The sequence below is a fragment of the Paenibacillus sp. GL_099_B genome (genome assembly GCF_057835695.1).
This window is the reverse complement of sequence record NZ_CM174430.1, coordinates 1,771,362-1,789,777: the sequence shown is the minus strand read 5'-3', so window position 1 is coordinate 1,789,777 and position 18,416 is coordinate 1,771,362. Positions and strand designations below refer to the sequence as shown.

General features: G+C 43.4%; 24 protein-coding genes. 2 read left to right on the top strand and 22 right to left on the bottom strand.

Going from position 1 to position 18,416, the window contains the following annotated elements:
- From AC3ITG_RS08290 to AC3ITG_RS08260, 7 genes are all read right to left on the bottom strand, one after another.
- Positions 1-987 (bottom strand): phosphodiester glycosidase family protein, encoded by a 987-nt coding sequence (locus AC3ITG_RS08290; protein WP_489253431.1) that lies wholly within the window; start codon positions 985-987, stop codon positions 1-3.
- A gap of 215 nt (positions 988-1,202) precedes the next feature.
- Entirely contained in the window at positions 1,203-2,159 is a 957-nt protein-coding gene (locus AC3ITG_RS08285; protein WP_489253430.1) for a radical SAM protein, read from the bottom strand.
- 126 nt (positions 2,160-2,285) lie between these two features.
- A complete protein-coding gene (locus AC3ITG_RS08280; RefSeq protein WP_489253429.1) occupies positions 2,286-2,915 on the bottom strand; it encodes a hypothetical protein in 630 nt (209 codons plus the stop codon).
- A gap of 29 nt (positions 2,916-2,944) precedes the next feature.
- Positions 2,945-3,514, bottom strand: a complete 570-nt coding sequence (locus AC3ITG_RS08275) for a GNAT family N-acetyltransferase (protein ID WP_489253428.1) — start codon at positions 3,512-3,514, stop codon at positions 2,945-2,947.
- Between the two features lie 66 nt (positions 3,515-3,580).
- Positions 3,581-3,889, bottom strand: a complete 309-nt coding sequence (locus AC3ITG_RS08270) for a hypothetical protein (protein WP_489253427.1) — start codon at positions 3,887-3,889, stop codon at positions 3,581-3,583.
- Between the two features lie 21 nt (positions 3,890-3,910).
- Positions 3,911-4,207 (bottom strand): pyridoxine 5'-phosphate oxidase C-terminal domain-containing protein, encoded by a 297-nt coding sequence (locus AC3ITG_RS08265; protein ID WP_489253426.1) that lies wholly within the window; start codon positions 4,205-4,207, stop codon positions 3,911-3,913.
- The gene (locus AC3ITG_RS08260; protein WP_489253425.1) at positions 4,141-4,566 is read right to left on the bottom strand and encodes a pyridoxamine 5'-phosphate oxidase family protein; all 426 of its coding nucleotides are present in this window, start codon (positions 4,564-4,566) and stop codon (positions 4,141-4,143) included. Before AC3ITG_RS08260 ends, AC3ITG_RS08265 begins: the two co-directional genes overlap by 67 nt.
- A 279-nt stretch (positions 4,567-4,845) precedes the next feature.
- On the opposite strand from AC3ITG_RS08260, the gene AC3ITG_RS08255 reads away from it, so the two are divergent.
- Positions 4,846-5,292, top strand: a complete 447-nt coding sequence (locus AC3ITG_RS08255) for a GNAT family N-acetyltransferase (RefSeq protein WP_489253424.1) — start codon at positions 4,846-4,848, stop codon at positions 5,290-5,292.
- Positions 5,293-5,405: 113 nt separating this feature from the next.
- Here the strand turns inward: AC3ITG_RS08255 and AC3ITG_RS08250 are convergent, their stop codons facing one another.
- The 13 genes from AC3ITG_RS08250 to AC3ITG_RS08190 form a co-directional block, all read right to left on the bottom strand.
- On the bottom strand, positions 5,406-6,032 hold the full coding sequence (locus tag AC3ITG_RS08250) for a histidine phosphatase family protein (protein ID WP_489253423.1): 627 nt from the start codon (positions 6,030-6,032) through the stop codon (positions 5,406-5,408).
- A gap of 159 nt (positions 6,033-6,191) precedes the next feature.
- Positions 6,192-6,698 (bottom strand): DUF2569 domain-containing protein, encoded by a 507-nt coding sequence (locus AC3ITG_RS08245; protein WP_489253422.1) that lies wholly within the window; start codon positions 6,696-6,698, stop codon positions 6,192-6,194.
- Between the two features lie 234 nt (positions 6,699-6,932).
- The gene (locus AC3ITG_RS08240) at positions 6,933-7,226 is read right to left on the bottom strand and encodes an RNA polymerase alpha subunit C-terminal domain-containing protein (RefSeq protein ID WP_489253421.1); all 294 of its coding nucleotides are present in this window, start codon (positions 7,224-7,226) and stop codon (positions 6,933-6,935) included.
- 52 nt (positions 7,227-7,278) lie between these two features.
- A complete protein-coding gene (locus AC3ITG_RS08235) occupies positions 7,279-8,286 on the bottom strand; it encodes an aminoglycoside phosphotransferase family protein (protein ID WP_489253420.1) in 1,008 nt (335 codons plus the stop codon).
- A gap of 3 nt (positions 8,287-8,289) precedes the next feature.
- Entirely contained in the window at positions 8,290-9,267 is a 978-nt protein-coding gene (locus AC3ITG_RS08230) for a GNAT family N-acetyltransferase (protein ID WP_489253419.1), read from the bottom strand.
- A 55-nt stretch (positions 9,268-9,322) separates the two neighbouring features.
- Positions 9,323-9,766: a GNAT family N-acetyltransferase gene (locus tag AC3ITG_RS08225; protein WP_413027198.1), complete on the bottom strand. Its 444-nt coding sequence runs from the start codon at positions 9,764-9,766 to the stop codon at positions 9,323-9,325.
- Between the two features lie 77 nt (positions 9,767-9,843).
- The gene (locus AC3ITG_RS08220; RefSeq protein WP_489253418.1) at positions 9,844-10,878 is read right to left on the bottom strand and encodes an alpha/beta fold hydrolase; all 1,035 of its coding nucleotides are present in this window, start codon (positions 10,876-10,878) and stop codon (positions 9,844-9,846) included.
- 81 nt (positions 10,879-10,959) lie between these two features.
- The gene (locus AC3ITG_RS08215) at positions 10,960-11,466 is read right to left on the bottom strand and encodes a DUF4275 family protein (protein WP_489253417.1); all 507 of its coding nucleotides are present in this window, start codon (positions 11,464-11,466) and stop codon (positions 10,960-10,962) included.
- Between the two features lie 51 nt (positions 11,467-11,517).
- Positions 11,518-12,060 (bottom strand): NUDIX hydrolase, encoded by a 543-nt coding sequence (locus AC3ITG_RS08210; RefSeq protein WP_489253416.1) that lies wholly within the window; start codon positions 12,058-12,060, stop codon positions 11,518-11,520.
- A gap of 167 nt (positions 12,061-12,227) precedes the next feature.
- Positions 12,228-12,905: an ABC transporter ATP-binding protein gene (locus tag AC3ITG_RS08205; protein WP_090894823.1), complete on the bottom strand. Its 678-nt coding sequence runs from the start codon at positions 12,903-12,905 to the stop codon at positions 12,228-12,230.
- Positions 12,902-14,026 (bottom strand): ABC transporter permease, encoded by a 1,125-nt coding sequence (locus AC3ITG_RS08200; protein ID WP_489253415.1) that lies wholly within the window; start codon positions 14,024-14,026, stop codon positions 12,902-12,904. Before AC3ITG_RS08200 ends, AC3ITG_RS08205 begins: the two co-directional genes overlap by 4 nt.
- A gap of 66 nt (positions 14,027-14,092) precedes the next feature.
- A complete protein-coding gene (locus tag AC3ITG_RS08195) occupies positions 14,093-15,469 on the bottom strand; it encodes a sensor histidine kinase (protein WP_090808415.1) in 1,377 nt (458 codons plus the stop codon).
- On the bottom strand, positions 15,466-16,143 hold the full coding sequence (locus AC3ITG_RS08190; protein WP_063564057.1) for a response regulator transcription factor: 678 nt from the start codon (positions 16,141-16,143) through the stop codon (positions 15,466-15,468). The genes AC3ITG_RS08195 and AC3ITG_RS08190 overlap by 4 nt, the downstream gene beginning before the upstream one ends.
- 304 nt (positions 16,144-16,447) lie before the next feature.
- Between AC3ITG_RS08190 and AC3ITG_RS08185 the strand changes: the two genes are divergently transcribed.
- Entirely contained in the window at positions 16,448-17,416 is a 969-nt protein-coding gene (locus AC3ITG_RS08185) for a cation diffusion facilitator family transporter (RefSeq protein WP_489253414.1), read from the top strand.
- Between the two features lie 303 nt (positions 17,417-17,719).
- Here the strand turns inward: AC3ITG_RS08185 and AC3ITG_RS08180 are convergent, their stop codons facing one another.
- Both AC3ITG_RS08180 and AC3ITG_RS08175 read right to left on the bottom strand, forming a co-directional pair.
- Positions 17,720-17,872, bottom strand: a complete 153-nt coding sequence (locus AC3ITG_RS08180) for a hypothetical protein (RefSeq protein WP_489253413.1) — start codon at positions 17,870-17,872, stop codon at positions 17,720-17,722.
- Positions 17,873-18,203: 331 nt separating this feature from the next.
- Positions 18,204-18,416 carry a hypothetical protein gene (locus AC3ITG_RS08175; RefSeq protein ID WP_063564054.1) on the bottom strand — a complete coding sequence of 71 codons (213 nt, stop codon included), beginning with the start codon at positions 18,414-18,416 and terminating at the stop codon, positions 18,204-18,206.

Genomic DNA, 18,416 nt, shown 5'->3' with positions numbered 1-18,416 from the left:
TCATTGTCCCTCTTTCAGATAAAGGATGTCACTTACGCCGCGTTCCTGGTTTCTCCCCAGTGGATTATTAACAACCCGGCCCATGAAATACATCGTGGATGAGCCGCCGCCGTCCAGATTGTAGGCTTCCGTTGCTCCAAGACCTTTCATGACATCAGCGAGCTCTGCCAGTGTCATGCCACGGCTGTCATCCTGCCGTCCGTCCACCACAACGAATACATAATGATTCGGGGCGATCATGCCGATTGCTGTTCTCGGATTGGCATCCTGGATCGACCGGTTGCCGAAGTTGTTATCGATTTTCACACTGCTGAAGTCACTTACAATCTCACCGTCCTGAATCAGAATTGGCCCAAAAGATAACGTATTGGTCGCGCCTTCCGCCAGCAGTTCTGATGAGGATACTTCCGTCTCGTTATATGTCTTCATCGTGCCATCACTGAACAATGCCATCGCATCACGCACCGGATCATCCCGATATACCGTACCATTGCGGATAATTACGCCGTCATCACGGAAGCCGTAGTAGTCACCATTGATCGCAAAGATGGCATTGTTGGCCGCTGCTATCTCTGAAGTATTTTCGGTAATATTCGTGCCAAAGCTGTTATCTGCCAGAGCCGAGCGCAGGCTGCTCGCATCTGTCAGCTGTACATCTGCGACGTAATACGTAATCTGATCTGAGCCGGACCCCGTCTGCACCTTGTCGATTTTGACCTGCATATCATCGCTGGAATAGTTCCAGTCATCTGACGTTGCACTCACTTCTGTCGCCGTGGTTGAAGTATCGCTGGAGGCGCTGGTTGCTGATGTATTGTCATCCGCTACAACAACCTGTACATGCCGGATTAAGTAGCGATCTGCTAGGCTGTATATCACGGTACCAAGGCCCAGAACAATAACAAGGGTGATTATCAGCCATTTGCGCCTTGGTTTTGCATTTTTATATGGGTCGTTCTCGTTGGTTTTTGGATAGATCTTCATCATGTGAAGTTCACCTCTTCATCTAAGTTCTTAAGGCTCATCATAGGCGGGCTAGCTTAAATGAATCTGAAACAGGCTGAACGCAAAAAAAGAAGGTCATCCTTTCCCCCATGAGGAGATAAGACAACCTTCCATATAAGTGATAATGATGGATCTCAATCTATATATGTACCCCAAATAGGGACAAGTACGATGCTAAACAGCTTTTATAAACGTGACTATTCACCCGCAAAAAGAGCATCGTATGCAGGGCAGGGCTTCTTTTCTAGATAATCCGTTAACGCTTGTGGTTGCTTGGTATAAATATCCTTCAAAGACGTGCCCTCGTAGATATTACCGATCACGACCGGATGGCATAACTCACAGATGAGAATATCCCCATTACCGTGCAAATGCAGCTGTTTGGTCCCATCCACACAATTAGAGAAGTAGACACCAGGCTGTTCACGCAAACCCAGTTGTTCAGCAAAACGATCCATACAGGTAAAATATAACGTCGTATCTTCCTTCTTGTGCTTAATAAGCTCGTTTACGGAGTGGATGAGTGATTCTTTGGAAGCAATCTGGCTCCATTGACTATGTGACATCACAATGCTGTTCTGGATCTCATGGATGCGCACACCCAGTTCATAGACTTTATTGCTAATAGCCTGCATGTTCGCTTGGGTGGCTTCAAATAGCAGCGTTTCTAGCACAGTTTCCAGCCCCGCTTCAGTACAAAGACGAATGTTGTGCTCCAATCGCTCATACATGCGGGGATGTACACGGTAATACGCAGCATATGCATCCCGATCTGTATAGTTAAAAGATATATGAATATTGGACAAGCCTGCATCACGCAAAGCATGAATTCGTTCTTCCGTTAGCAGGCTGGCATTGGTATTTAATTGCGTGTCGATACCATGTGCCCCGCAATACGTCACAATTTCCAGGCAATCCTGATATTTCAGAGTCACCTCTCCCCCGGACAAACGCACCCGCTTGAGCCGCGGAAGCTCACGAATGATTCGGATGACCTCTTGACCACTTATGCATTGCCCATCGTCCCGATTGTAGGCGCAGCAATAGTCGCATTTGTAATTGCAATTTGAGGTCACGCCGACCTCCAGTCCTTCCAGTTCATATACGCCGGGTGTTTCAAGTTCAAGTGATTTATATTTGTTTTTCGCTGTCAATTCGATGTACCTCCCGATTCCTTATCCATGTTTTTTCAACTTGGAGATTATAGCGGATCTCGGTAGATGCACGATATGACATTGTGTACGTTGGGATGTAAAAAAACAGAGTAAACCCCAGCCATTTTATTGAGTTTCAGTCCATCTATGCTCAGGATGATATGCAAATTCATAGTCTGCAATCATCAAGAATGACACACGACTTTGCTGATCAAGCACCATGGATAAAATCATCAAATTTTCATAGCCTCCTTCAAGTACGAATTTATCAAATGACGTTATTACACTGTAGTTGCCTTGTTTATCTCTCTCCATGAGATACGTAATTGAGCGTACTTTTCTTTGATTAGAATCAATAAAGGCTTTCTTTCCGTATTGCTGGATTACTTCTTGGATTGTACTGCCATAACCTATGCCACTTGGCGTTTTATATTTTTTGGAATTTGCTGCCGCATCATCGATCACGATTCCATCCACAATTCCTTCTTTGTAATGAATCCACATACCTTTATACTGGTAAACATTCGTATGATAATAATAATCCACGTGTTTCCCCAACTGCTGCTCAACCTCTGCTCGAGTATCTCCGATTTGAATGGTGATATTCTTTGCTTTATTCTGAACTTTAAATTCTTCTTCTGTAAATATCATAGGCGCAGGAGGTAGATTAGAGACTTCGGACAGACTATCGGATACTTCAGAGTTACTTAAAAGAGTCATAAAAAGAACAACAAATAGTATTCCTTTGGTCAACATTAACATTCCTTTCAAACATGTTCAGCAGGTTATAACAATTGAAAATCTTCTCTGGTCATAGCATACATTTTCAAATCCTGCATTTCGTTTTTAATTTTCATATACTTGCGTAAAAGCCCTTCGAATTTCATGCCTGTCTTTTCCATGACCTTTGCGGAACCGATGTTACCCACCAGACATTTAGCCTGAATTCGTTCCAACCCGATGTCTTCAAACCCAAATTGGATGATTCGGCTAATCACTTCCGTCATGATTCCTCGACCCCAATACTCGTTGGATAACACATAACCTAATTCCACCCTCATACTGTTGCTGTCGCACCCCAGATAATTGCAGCTGCCAATCAATTTTTTCGTTTGTTTATCCTCGATTCCCCATGGCCCCAGCTTATCCATCTCGTATCGACTCATCACAAAATCAATAAAGGCTTTCGTATCCTCCCTGCTCTGATGCGCATCCCAGGTTGTGTACTCCGATACCACAGGAACCGCGCAATAACAGTACATATCCTCCAGATCAGCATAGGTAATGGGCCTAAGGAGAATTCGTTCTGTTTCCAATACCGGAAATGGGTCAAAATAACTTTCAATAGACTTCATATGTATGCCTCCCCGGCTTATTCAAATTAGTTCAGCAACTGTTGCTTCAGGAATTTCTCTGTCCCGTTATTCTGTTTTGTTCCGGCTTTCCGCTTCTTGATCTACAGTTCCATTACTCAAAAATCGCTTGAGACTTTCTCTGGTTTTGGAGCTGATTGTTTCATATTCCGCCCATACTAAATAGAACAAGCCCAGGATTAAAGCAACTATACTCAAATTTCGCGGAGCCGTTCCAACATAGTTCAGCATCTCCTGAAACAATTCCGAATCCCACGAAGCTAAACCAGAACCAAAAATGGCAGCACTCAAATATCGAACACCATACAGAAATGCCGCTATGACCAGCAGAAGTGTCCCTGTAGTCCTACGACTCACACATATTCCCCCTTTATAAAATCACGGCCATAACCTCTGGTGCTTCCATTGCCCATGTTGCAGAATATATTGAATTCGCACATGCTTTCGCTCCGGGTCTCCTTGCCAGAACTCAACTTCCTTTGCATTCACGGCGTACAGTCTCCAATTCGGTGTCACAACATCAGGATCTCGGCTGATCCGTTCCTTTTGAACGGCAATGACGTGTTCCAATTCTTCCTCGCTCTCCAGCTCCTGACTCTGTTGTCCTGTCATCGCAACTGCGCGGGCACCTGCCGATCTTTTCCGAAAATCTGCCGCACCTGCTTCCTCGCCCATATCCACGGCGTCTCCCTTATGCGGATCTGCCTGCCCAATGTAGGCCAGTAAAAGGTCAGTGCCACATGCGGATTGCTCTCCAGTTGCTGTCCTTTTCGACTCTCCGAGCCAGATGCAAAATAAAAAGCTTCGTCAACTACGTCTTTCAAAATCAATACTCGTGCATCTGGAAATCCATTGGAGTCCACCGTCGAGATCGTCATCGCATGGGGTTCTTTCACACCGTAATCTATAGCCAGTCTCAGCCATTCCAGAAAAAGCTCCCTCGGTCGATCCGGTAACTGCTCGATATCCCAAGTCGGAAAAGGTCCAGACAAGGACTTCAACTCCCGCAACAAATCACTCGGTTTATCACTCATATCGGCAACCTCCTCAGACTTCCATTTCATTCCATTGTAGCGTAGTAGGCCATTTTCTCAAATATTTGTTTTGAAATGATTGATATGTTCAATCTATTTTCACTGATAAAAGAAGGATATATTAAACAATAAAGCAAATAAGCTACATTAGAGTTTTTTCATTTCGAAAGGAGTGATGTGGTATGAAGAATATCCATGTTGCAATGGTTTTTAGGAAGGTTACGAAGTAAGTACAGAGGATAAATTCCTCTGCGAAGTAAAATTTGGGAGGAATTTGGTATGGTAGTTGTATTAAAGCCAGTGTCTAATGAAAATTGGTATGAATGTACCCAGCTTAAAGTTAAGCCAGAACAGCTTAATATCTTTCCTGCACCTGTCGTTTATTGGATTGCTGAATCTAAATATGTTAATGATTTTGAATTACGTGCTATTTACTCGGAAGAGGTTTTAGTCGGTTTTCTCGTATTCTGTGCGAACCCAGACAAGGATGATAACTACTGGATTCCTGCCATAATGATTGACGAGAAGCATCAAGGAAAAGGTTACGGCAAGGCAGCAATGGAGACTTTGATTCAGTATATGATTCACTTAGATTGCACAAGAATAATGATTGGACACCGACCAGACAATCAAATCGCGGGAGAGCTGTATGAATCTTTAGGGTTTATAAAAGTGAGTGAAGAAATAATAGACGATGAAATCGTACGTCTGCTTCAAATTGGTTAAATAATTTATATAAAGACTGACGGCACCTGTCGGCAGTCTTTATTATGACTGGATAGAATTAAATTTTTGTGAAATTCGGCTTTTGTAACGATGCTAATTTCAATGATATCGAATTACTCCCTTTTATAGTCTAGATGCCTCATCATATTCATACTGCTACACTTCCAACCATTTACTCCTTTTTCAACCGTATGAATACTGGTATTCCCTATAGAATGAAACTCCGATGTATTGGTCCAATTTTGGTTTCCTAAGAGATAATAAAGGATGTTGATTACTCCGCCGTGCGTGACCAGCAGAACATTGGATTTGACCTGTTGCTCCTCTATACTCCGGCATAAATCTCGAAAGGATGTACATATTCTGTTATAAAAATTCCGAGGACTTTCTCCTCCTGGAAACGGGGTATCCATTCCAAGAGTGTTAAAATAAACTCCTGCATATTTCACTTCTGCTTCCTTATTTGGCATTCCAGCCAAATCTCCGTTGTTCATTTCTCTCCAGTCTTTCAGATAAAGCCCCTTTATGTTCAGTCTTTTTTCAAGCTCTTTGGCAGTCTGTACTGCACGCGGAAGATCACTGCTAATCACCGTGTTTATCTTATATTGCTCTGAATGAAGGTACAGGTAATCTCCGAGTCTCTCAGATTGAGTAACACCTCCTTCAATGAGCCCTCGTTGACTCCAGCCACCTCTGTAACCCTCCTCATCCATCCCGTGTCTCACTAAGAAAATCTTCAAGTTATCTCCTCCTCTATTTAGCGGCCAATCCCTCTCTCCTAGGCAGGTTGACGATAAACACACCCTTTATACAGTTTCATCTGAACCCTCGTATGAATTGACTGGATTTATAACAAACCCCGGTCTTAGATCTTTCATCTTAGGTCGGGGCTTATGTTTTTATCTGACAAACGTATTGTGAACTCGTTCTGATTTGATAAAATAAGGAATCCATATGGCACAGGTAAGTACTGACTTTACAATATCTCTTACTGAACTCCCATCTTCAAGCTCTCTTGCCATCGGAATCTGAAGCAGCAATAGATAGTCAATAATGCCCACAACTAAACTCACACTATAAAACATAATCATAAGGCGAGGGAATATTGATTTTTTTCTATAAAAAGCAATGACAGTGTATATGCTAAACATTAAAAATAGCGCATTATATACCGTTTCAAAAATGATGACCGGGCCCCATAACGGGTGATAATAGTCCGATTGATCTGAAGTTAACAACTCCCATGACTCTGTTGTCACTGCTGGCAAACTATATTGAAATAATTGTATTGCGAGCAAAATGATTGTAAGAAAAAGTCCAATTTGAATGAGGATTAACCATCCTCCAAGTCCCGATACACCCAAAGGTCGATAGTCAACCTTTGACTCCTCAATTTGTTGTTCCACTAAATAACACGTCCTATTCTGTTTGTCATTCTTAGAAGACTGCTGTACTTAATCCTCTACTTCCTACGCTTCTTCCTGTAGTCCCTAGTAATACTTTTATGTATGGGGCCAACCCTTTCCAGAAACATCCCTCCTGTTCTCGTGTAAGATTTTACACAACTGTCTTATTATACAATGAAAGGAAGCGATACGATACCAATTTCACCATTCAATCCATTGACCAAAAAAAGAGGGTTACTCTTTAAAAGATAATCCCTCTTCTTCAAGTGCTTGTCGAAGTTTTGGCATCGCAGAAGGCCCGATCCCGTGCAGCTTCAAAATCTCTTTTTCTGTGTATTGCGAGAGTAGCTGTAATGTCGTAATTCCCTGATTCTCCAGCGCACGTCTGGCGGGTGCAGACAGCAATGAAAGAAATCCTTCTTTCGGTTTCCGTTCCTTCTCACATACCGGACAGGTTGGACAATCGCTACTTTTGTAATAGGAATGCCCTTGTTCGCATGTTCTTAGTGTTCCTTTTGCGTTTACCATGCAGTTCACACCTTTCCGTTTTATGGGATAACAATTATCTCGTATCTCGGATTTAGCTACTCAACCAGTTTTCAACATCTGAGATCATATCCTCGTATTGTTTTAAAGTCTCTATAGTCCATGTAACTTGTGATGTTCCCAACTGTTGCTCTTCACCGTCTGTGCATTCAATCCACAAAGAGCGTTTCAGACTGTATTCGAGCCAATCCAATTTTCCGGAAAAACCATTTTCGAGAACCCTTCTCCAATTGGCGTTTAAATTCCCCACTCGAGACCGATATCCATTTATAAAAGCCAAGAACCTTTCTTTGCCCACGTTTCCGGTCTGATCCACAGACCAATACATCGCTGTTTCCGCCAGATCATGCATCGGATTGATATAACCCGCTGATTCCCAATCAATAATGATGGGGTTGTCCTGCTGCCACATCACGTTCTTAGGCTCAAGATCTCTATGGCTAATAACTGTATTTGAAGCCAGCATTACTGATGCATTTTTTGCCTGAGCACTCCACTCATATAGCTTTTGAATGTTATTACCTAACAAGGTCGTCCAATCCGAATTTTCTTTCTGCCCTTTGTGTAAATAATCATTCCAATCGATTTCTTTGGAATGATCCAACTGAAGGTCAGGAATATGAAGATGTGAAAAATCAGTTTTATGAATATCCGCAAGAATCATGCCCATATGCTCACAATGGGTTTCAGTTACTTCATGAAGTTCCAGACTTTTACCATCGATCCAGTCAAATATAAGATAACATTGATGATCTAAGATCTGCATTGAAGAACCGTTTATCACTTTGGCAGGTTGAGCATGGATAAAATTTGCTGCCACGTTTGCTATTTTTTCGGATTGGATATAATTCTGCATAGCTGTAGGTCTACTCATAATTTGAGGATTCAGTGCTTTCACAGCATATTTGGCATGTGTAGTTTCAATGGCATACATGCGATGTAAAAGCCCACCCGAGATTGCCTTGGGCTTACTGTTCAACTCACCAAGTTCTAATTCAGCGACGAGTTTTTCGAATTTTAGATTATATTGAATATTATTCATACGTTATAACACCTTTTGGAAACTACCAATATCCAATCTGCGATCAAATTTATATCCCACGCCTTTAAACATCGCACATTGCTCATACCCATGCTTTTCGAACAGGGACTTGCTGCGTGTGTTTTCCATGCATACCGTAGCAATTAAGGTGTAGAACCCTTGCTCGCGCGCAACATTCTCTATAAATAGCAGTGCCGTTCCACCAATGCCCTTGCCTACAATATCCGGTTTCAAATAAATGGTTACTTCTCCCGAGAAGTCATAGGCTTGTTTGCTCTTGTATTGCGTAATTAGCACATACCCTTTAATTTCGTTCTCTTCTTTAATGACAAACGATTTAAAGCGCGGATCTCTGTTTATGACAGATGCCTTGATTTCTTCCAGGGTCAATTCTTCAGTATGAAACGAGATAGTCGTGTTGGAAACGTAGTAATTATATATTTCTCTGACTTCAGTCAAATCCTGCTCCGTTATTTCTTCAAAAGAGTAGATGGACATTTCCAGTTTCATACTGATAAATAACCTGTCCTCGTCATGCACTTTGCTATAAAACTCCTTATCTCTTTTAAAGCCTATCCGCTCATACACTTTAATTGCTCGTTCGTTGAATGTGGCAACAACCAGCCGAAACTGAGAACTTTTGAAGTGATTTTGCAAGAATACTAAACTTTGTTTAAGGAACACAGACCCTATCTTTTGTCCTGTCAGATCTGGATCTAATCCAAGGCCTATATCCAGATATCCTTCTTCTTGATACAATCCGATTGAGGTTCCTCCCGGAACTCGAGCTGATGCCCCACAACAAATAAATCCTACTAACCTCTCCAGTTCATCCAGGACTGAAAAGTACTCCCCATTCATCAATTCTTGAATATCTTCATTGGATTCAGAGAAACTGTACATCGCGTATTCCTCTTCATATTTCCAGGTAACGATTTTTTCTGCATCAGCTATTTTCATTGGATGATAGGATAAAAGCATGAATAGTCCCCCTTTTTATACACTTACGAGCTTAATGAAGTCGATAGAGACACCATCATTGTTTTTCATACAGACTGGCACTCCAGTTCCCCTGTTTCATTCTGCGGATGTATTGGAATCCATAATCCTTATAGTATTGATTAAGTCTCAGGTTATCTGCCATGCAATCCAGCCGGATCAAGGTTTTACCTTTTTGCCTAATGTTCTCTTCTGCTGATTTTAGAAGGAGCAGGCCTATATTTTGCCCTTTAAAATCTCTATTCACTGCAAATCGGTGTATGTATCCGGAATTGGTGTTGTCGAGTTCTTCCCAAATCAGGGGATCTGACCACGTTAAGGTATACGTCCCTACGATTTCATGATTCATTTCAGCAAGATATACGTCAGATCCCTCCGTCATGAATTCGATGACTTGTTCCAAATTGAAATACTCAGGACGCCATTGAAATATCTCTTTGGAGTTCAGCCACCGGGCAGACTCCTGCCATAGGTTCAACACAGTTGAAGCTTCCTCCGGTAATGCAAGTCTAGTTATGAGTTTAGTATTAAGTTGGCCCATTAAGATCCCTCGCTTATTCAAAAGTTAAATACCCCTATCAACCACGCTGCAAATCGTTCTTTCTCCTCAAACTGTGGGTAATGAGCGGACTCTTCAAATACAACAAAATCTTTTTCGGGTGCTCCAAGCTCATCGAAATAATCCCTTGCCGCATCCACAGACGTCATATAATCATACTTTCCCATAACAAAAAAAGTCGGTATCTCCAGCTGATCTACAATGTCTGGCAAATGGTTGGTGGACCCCTCCTTCAGGAGAATTTCTTGTGTAGCCTGCACTCCCATCGAATACCGAATCACATCCAGCGCATTATATTCGGTTCCTAGAAGGAAGCCGAGCGTATAATCTCTGTTGTCATCAATAAGCCTAGCTGCACCGCCATATTTGCGAACCAACTTTCTTGGTGTGTACTGCTCGCCTCGCTCAATCGGACCACGAAGACGTTCCAGACTTTCCGCATCCGCTGTGTTGTCGGCTTGTTTCGCTTGTGCGATCGTATATTCCAAACTATCCGACTCGCTCCGCACAGTATCAGCCATTTGCCCAATACCTATATAAGCAATGAATTTTTCGGGTGCTTTGGCCGCCGCTTTTGTCCCTATGTATGTACCAAATGAATGACCGACCAGCATAACCTTTCTTTGCCCCAGTTCGGCAGTAACGTAATCCGTTAAAGCCAGTAAATCATCTACAAGCACATCTGAAGTCACATCCGAATAATCCTCCAACAAATGATATGACTTTCCACTTCCACGTTGATCATAATGCACAATGGTAAAATGCTGTTCAAGCTCCTGCTGATACTTCCTTACATAAGGAATCTCGGAGCAACCAGGGCCACCATGTACAAAAAGAAGGATAGGATTGTTCCGATCTACCCCGCGAATCATAACCTCATGACCAACACCATTGATCTCGACCTGTCCTAACGTGCTGATACTATTCTCTCCCTTGATCTCAGGGGTCCATGTGGGAAAGATCAGAGCGATTATTACGAGTAAAAGAATACTAAGCATGGCGCGTCTGAATATTTTAATCGACCTCTTACGCATCAGATGGCTCCTCCGGCAGATATTCGTGTGTTTAATAAGTGGACTCCAAACTCCTCACTCGTGACTCCTTACTGCTCCTTGTTACTTCACTTTATAAAAATACGGTCCGCACCTGGATTCATGGGTATGTACATACGTCCACGTGAATTCTTGGTCAAAAATATAAATGTCCTGTTCCGAATCAAAATCTTCTGCGATGACCTTATTCGCATTCTGAAATACCTGTATGAATGGTGTATGTTGATACATGACATACAATTCGTTTTTATTTTCGGCATTGAAAGCATCTCGTGCTGCATCGTCTGTTAGGCAATCCTGTTTCTCATAACTGAACATATGCCACTTGTACTGGCTATAATAGATAGCCTCTTTTACCTCTTCACTGATGTTCTTGGCAAATGTGTTATCCCATTTCTGTATAATTTCTTCGGATTCCTCGCACAATTCAGTCACAAGGACCCCCTTGTCCTCCAAATTTTTGTTATACATATATTTGCGGTGCACAAGCTCGATTCGCGAGTACACCACATTCAGTTCATGGTCCGGTAGAGCATCCAGCAACTCATTAATTTCAACTCTAATCATCATAACCTCCGAAGTTTGTAGGATTTAAGATTTAAGAATAAACTAGCATTCCAGTTACTCACCGTTTGCTTCTTCTCGCAGCAAATAGGCCAATCGGTACATTTCCGCGATATCATATCTATTCTGTTCTTCAAATCTCCTTATCGCTTCACCAATTTCCACAACCTCTACGGCAATTACCTGTTCCCCATCTGCCGGATTCAATGGTTTACCGACCAGCTCAACTTCTCCATAGCCAATAATTCTCACAAAATGAGGATGTGGAATATGCGGTCTATACGGCTCAGGTGCACTCGACATGCAATGAAATTGTCCAAACACCTGATACGTGACCAACTTGGCTCCGAGCTCCTCCATCACTTCACGTTGCAGTCCATCCATATACTTCTCTCCTACCTCCAACGTTCCTCCGGGCAGCTCCCATTTTCCGTTATCGATCTGAAAAACAACCACTCGTTCCCCCACAAACGGGATAATGCTCACATTGCTTACCAGCGTTTCATCCACGATGTCATTCAATCTAAACTCCGCTTTAACAATTCCCCAATAAATCGATGTGCTGAGCGCCGGGAACTGTTCCCGCTCCAAAGTCTTCATTTTTCTATCCGATCCTCTCTATGTAAAATAAATCTTCCATTATAAGTTCTATCTCTCATTATAGATCAAAAAAGAAAAAAGAAGGCCACTTTTCCCATCGGGAATCCATGGACCTTCTAATGTTATTTCAGTTAAACTAAGAATGTTTACACGATCCACTCTGAGCACTAATGGTGTACCAGTTTCCCGTTTTCCAAAAAGAGAACCCGATCACATAGCGGCAAAATCCGCTCATCATGCGTAACCATGACTGCACTCTTACCCTGTTCTTTCACGAGCCGTGCAATCATGCCCACAATATCTAGTCCACGTTCCGCATCCAGACTGGCTGTCGGTTCGTCCGCGAGCAGGACGGCTGGATCATTCATCAAAGCTCTGGCAATGGCAACCCGCTGGCGTTCTCCGCCGGAAAGCTTCTCGGCATATGCCTTACGTCGATGCGATAAACCTACCGTATCCAGCAGCTCATCGACCCGCTTCTCTGCCTTGTTTTTGTCCGTTCCAGCGAGCTTGGCGACCACCATCAGTTGTTCTTCCACTTTCAGATACGGAATGAGGTTGGCACTTTGAAAAATAAACCCGAGCTGCTGGAGCCGTACATCGGATATGTCCTGTTTGTTTTTGCCCATAATCGATGCGCCATCCAGCATAACCTGTCCCTCCGTCGGTTCAAGCAGTGCACCTGCGATGGACAGAAATGTACTTTTGCCTGAGCCAGAAGGCCCCATGACCGCGACGAGCTCTCCTTCGGCCACCTTAAGATCCAATTTATCCAATATCGTCCGTTTGACCCCGCCATCTTCGAATGTCTGTGTAATTCCCTGCAATACCAGTCGGTTTCTCATGCTGCTGTCCTCCCAATCGCATCAAGCGCATCAATTTTGGTAACCTTCCACACCGAGAATAGCGAACCCGCCATAGACATCACCACGAATAACACACAGGTTAGTGCCAGGGTGGACAAGCTTAATTGAAACGGCATTGAAGCTGGCAAGATCGATTCAAATAGCTGAACCAACAGCACACTGATCACCAGACTGCCGATGGACAGAAGCAATACTTGCAATGAAACACTGCCGGCCAGATATGAATTTCGCGTTCCAATGGCTTTCAAAATACCAAATTGACTCGTTTTCTGAATCGTGATGACGTAGAAGAATACCGCAAGCACAAACGCCGAGATGACAAATAAAAAGGCAATCATCATGAGCAGTGAGCCCTGTTCTTCCTTGTACCCAGGAATGGCGGATACCGCATCGGACTTCGTAATCACTTCCGTATTCGGCAAAGCGGAACTGAGGCTGTCTACCTTCTCGCCTGCATCTTTAACGGCAATCGCATTGTATACCGGAGCATTAGAGTTTGCTGTTCCTTGCGAAGTACGAGAACCTTCTTGAATAGCGAGCCATTCCTGCTCGTTTAAGAACACAACCGGTGAGTGACTGAAGGACTCATTTTCCACAAATCCACCTACGGTCCACTTCGTTCCCGAGGCTTGATCGACCAGTTCCGTTCCAATCGTCACGCCAGATTCAGACAGTTTTTGATCCACTACAACCTGCCCGTCTTTCAGATCCGTAATTGCAGAGCCTTCGGTTACGGTTGGAGCCAGCCAGCCTTCCGGGTTCACCATAAATAGCGTTACATCAATCTTCTTTGTGTCACCAGCTGGACTGACTGTTGTCATTTTCACACCCAGCGGTTCAGCATTCTCTTGCCCCACAACGGAGCGTGTCTGCTCCAGCTGGTCCTGATTCACCTGGGAGCGGGTAAACCGATGATTCGAATCCTGCTCCAGAACAAAATGGGTTGCTGCCATATTTTTGATGGATGCCGCGTTATCATACGCGAGCCCCTGTGCCAGACCTGTGACAAACAAAACCAGAAATGATACAAGCACCATAATTGTAGCAATTAATGCATATCGCCCTTTGGCAAACCTCATCTCTCTAATAGCCAAGTACATATTCTCTGACCTCCTCTTGATAACCCAAGTATAGGAGGCGAAAATGAACGGCAAATGAATAACAGATTACATCTGCGGGAGCGTCACGGTAAAGACCGTTCCTTCAGACGAACTAGAGACCTCGATCGTACCGTCATGGATGCGGATAATTTTCTGCACAATGGCAAGCCCGAGCCCGGTTCGGCCGGAAGAACGTTCTCTCGCACGGTCTACTCGGTAGAAACGATCAAACAGGAAAGGCAAATGCTCTGCCGCAATCCCATCTCCTGTATCCCGAATATAGATTACGCACTGGGCATTGGTCTCTTCTGCACGAATCTCGATGCTTCTCCCCTGTGGAAGATGATTCACGGCATTACCCAGCAGATTCATCCATACTTGCATGAGCAGCACTTCATTGCCATATAACTGGATGGATTCGGGTACCGAGATCCTTAGCAACAGTTCTTTTTCTTCCAACTGCCATTGCAGCACCTGAACCGATTGGCGGAATTGATCTCGTAGAGAGAATCTCACTTTGGTCAAATCCTCATGACCTTGTTCCAGAGAGGACAACAGCAGCAATTGTTTACTGAGCAATGAGAGATGGCGGCTCTCCTCTTCAATAATGGAAGCATAGTGCTCCCGTTCTTGTTCAGGCAGATCTCGATCCGCTACCAGTTGGGCAAAACCCTGAATCGAGGTCAGCGGTGATTGAATCTCATGAGATACGTTCGATACAAACTGCTGACGGGCCTGATCCACCCGCTCCAATTCACGACTCATGGTCATGAAATGCTGGGCCAGCTGTCCAATCTCATCACGCCTAGTCGTGGACAATTTCAGATTATAGTTTCCTTGGGCAATGCGCTTGGTCGCCTCGGACAGACGTTCAATCGGATTCACCAGATAGCGGGTACTGATTATAAAGAGTAGAATACTAATGCCCACCGTAAACGCTCCAATCAACGCAAAAAAGATACGCAGCTCACCGAACTGCAAAATAACATCAGGGCGCATAAACAACGCATAACTTGCATTGCCCATCTGTAGATGAACACCAACGGTATTGCTCAATTGATTATCGAAGAAACCCGTAATGAAAGGTTTGCTGGGAAACTCGGCAACGCCGTGGTATATCTCACCACCTAATACCCGATCTACAGCCTGCTTGTCCAGATCTTTCTGGCGGAATTCGCGGCCATAGAATTGGTCATTCCCTTTTCCATCCGTCACATAAATTTCGTAACCGAGCGCTGCGGCATTGTCCAGGTAATGCTCTACCGTAGCGGGTTCCTGCTCCACAAACTGCTTCATTTGCGTCGCGATGCCAACTAACTTCTCGTCATTGAAAGACTTCAGCTTCGCATGATAATAAATATTCGATAAAAGAAAACCCAGCATGGCGCTGACCAGAATCACCGCGATTGTAATCATGAACACCCGAAAATACAGTGATCTCAATGCGCTTTCACCTCAATCTTATAACCAATCCCCCGTACCGTCTGAATGACAAAATCATCCCCATAATCGGCAAAACGATCACGCAGCCGCTTGATATGTACATCCACGGTGCGGTCATCGCCTTCATAATCCGCTCCCCAGACCAACCGAATTAGTTCATCACGCGAGAATAATCGCCCCGGAAACTGAGCAAGTTGAGAGAGTAGCTCGAACTCCTTCATTGGCAAAAAGAGAATCGATTGCCCATCGGAGACCTCGACATTATTCCGGTCAATCACGATGCGGTTCATACGAATGATATCACTGGACGTACGATGGTACCGACGAAATAATGCTTTAACCCGGTAGACCAGTTCCTCGGGTTCAAATGGCTTCGTCACATATTCATCTGTGCCTCTCAAGTACCCATCCCGCTTGTCAGATAGCTGATCCCGTGCTGTCAGCAGCATGATCGGAATGTCATAATGTTGCCGAATGAAATCACATAACTCCAGCCCGTCCATACCTGGCATCATCACATCCAGAATCGCCAGATCGATCGGCGTTGCTTGCATAACCTTGACTGCTTCCACTCCATCCTGTGCTTCATGTACCCGATACCCTTCCTTGGTCATGACATGCCGGAGGAGTGCTCTAATATTGGCGTCGTCGTCCGCCAGAAGCAGATTCTTCATATTGTTGTCCGCCCCTTTTCTGTAAGTTGAAATAATATAGGTTCCGCGACATTGATCCTGCACAGATGGTAGCACAAAAGCAACGTAAATCGCCAGCGAACAAGTAAGAGAGCCCTGCGGGCATGTTTATATTTTCTTAAATCTGGTTGACACTATTATTAGGCGCACCTATAATAAAACCATAACATATGAATAACTGCTCATATGTTCATGTATTATCACTTTATCATTTCCGAAGATCACTTGTAGTCACAAAAGAAATCAATTACATAACGGAGCACGGCTCCAAAGGAGAGGATCTCATATGTCCGGACATCATCACAACCACGACCATGGACACAATCATGGTAGTACCAATAACAAGAAAGTACTGTTGTTTTCCTTCATTATTATTACCGTTTATATGATTGTTGAAGCTGTTGGCGGATTCATGACGAACAGCTTAGCCCTCATCTCTGATGCAGGTCATATGTTGTCTGATTCCATAGCTTTGGGGATCGCCTTGCTGGCGTTCACCTTTGGCGAAAAAGCGGTGAATACAGGTAAAACGTACGGGTACAGACGCTTTGAGATTTTGGCAGCCACGTTAAATGGGGTCACCTTAATCGCCATCTCACTTTACATCTTTTACGAAGCAATTGGTCGCTTCATCAACCCACCAGAGGTCGCAACAGTAGGTATGTTAATTATCAGTATCATCGGCTTGCTCATTAATATCCTGGTGGCATGGATCATGATGCGCGGTAGCGATACGGAGAAAAACTTGAATATGCGCGGAGCATACCTCCATGTCATTAGTGATATGCTCGGATCGGTTGGCGCCATTGCTGCTGCTTTGCTTATGATGTTCTTCGGTTGGGGCTGGGCCGATCCACTCGCAAGTGTCATTGTAGCTGTACTAGTTCTACGCAGTGGATTCTTTGTCACCAAATCATCCCTGCATATCTTAATGGAGGGAACGCCAGCGAATGTCGATGTAAATGACCTTGTTCAGACCATCAAACAAGTCGATGGCGTCAAAGGCGTGCACGACGTGCATGTCTGGTCCATCACCAGCAACCTGAATGCACTGACCGCTCATATTGTGGTGGACGGAACGATGGATGTATACGCATCCGAGGTGCTTGTGCAGAAGATTGAGCATCTGTTGGAGCATAAAGAAATCAAGCACGTGACCTTGCAGGTCGAATCAGAGAATCATCTGCATGACACCTCGGTATTATGCACCGTCAAAGGTGACGCACCGGATGCTCATGGGCATCATCATCATTGAGGTTAATAGTTGTAAATAGAAACAGGACTTATTCCCGTTAGAGGAATAGTTCTGTTTTTCATTTTGCACGTAACTTTAATTCCATTCAGGTGTTATGTAATACATATGGCAGTATCGAATTAACTGGTTTTACACCGTAATTTACTTAATATAACGAGGAGGTTAAATCTACCATGGGGAAATTCCAAAAGTTCATGTCAGTGATCCTTGTACTGATAACGCTGCTCCTATTTCTTAACTACCTGGAGCTAAGAGAAAACAATAGACTACAAAACATCATCATAAATAGTATATATAATTAGATTATCCATTTAAGTGGATGGCCTGGATATGTTCTCGATCAAAATCAATAATCATAATGTGACCTTGTAATACATTGTCTCCACAGGCTATCGTTGCTCCGTAGTCCTCTTTACTGTTAAATGTGATATCTACTTGATATACTTCAATTTTCATTAAACCAATCCTTATGTACTTGTTCACGAAGTTCATTCTCATAATAATTTCGAAATACGGCCTCACACTCCGTAAACCAATGCAGATATGACTCTACTACATCAGCAATTGCATCTAACTGAATAGTCGTCGATATATAGAGTCGGACATCATTTAAATCCTCATCCTTTATGGATTGCTTAAATATTTGGACTGTATTTTTCAAAACATAACATTTGTACCTCTCATCACTCTCTTCCACGAGCTCAATAAAATCACTTCGCACCTTAACCCTCCTTCCATAAAACGACCTGCATGATGCAAGGTATTGCTTCTTGAATAGGCACCTATACTATACTTTCTCGTCAATAATATATTTATTATCGCCTTGTTTATTGTTATTTTGTTTTTTAATTTCAGTTCTCAAATAGTGTACTTCTTTTATTAGATCCTCAAGTCTTTTCGATGTTTTTGAAGAATCTATCGCATAACGTATAACTGCAGCAACGATAAGAAACACAATAAAACATAGGATCAACGCTATAAAAGCTCCAAAGAGTTCCAT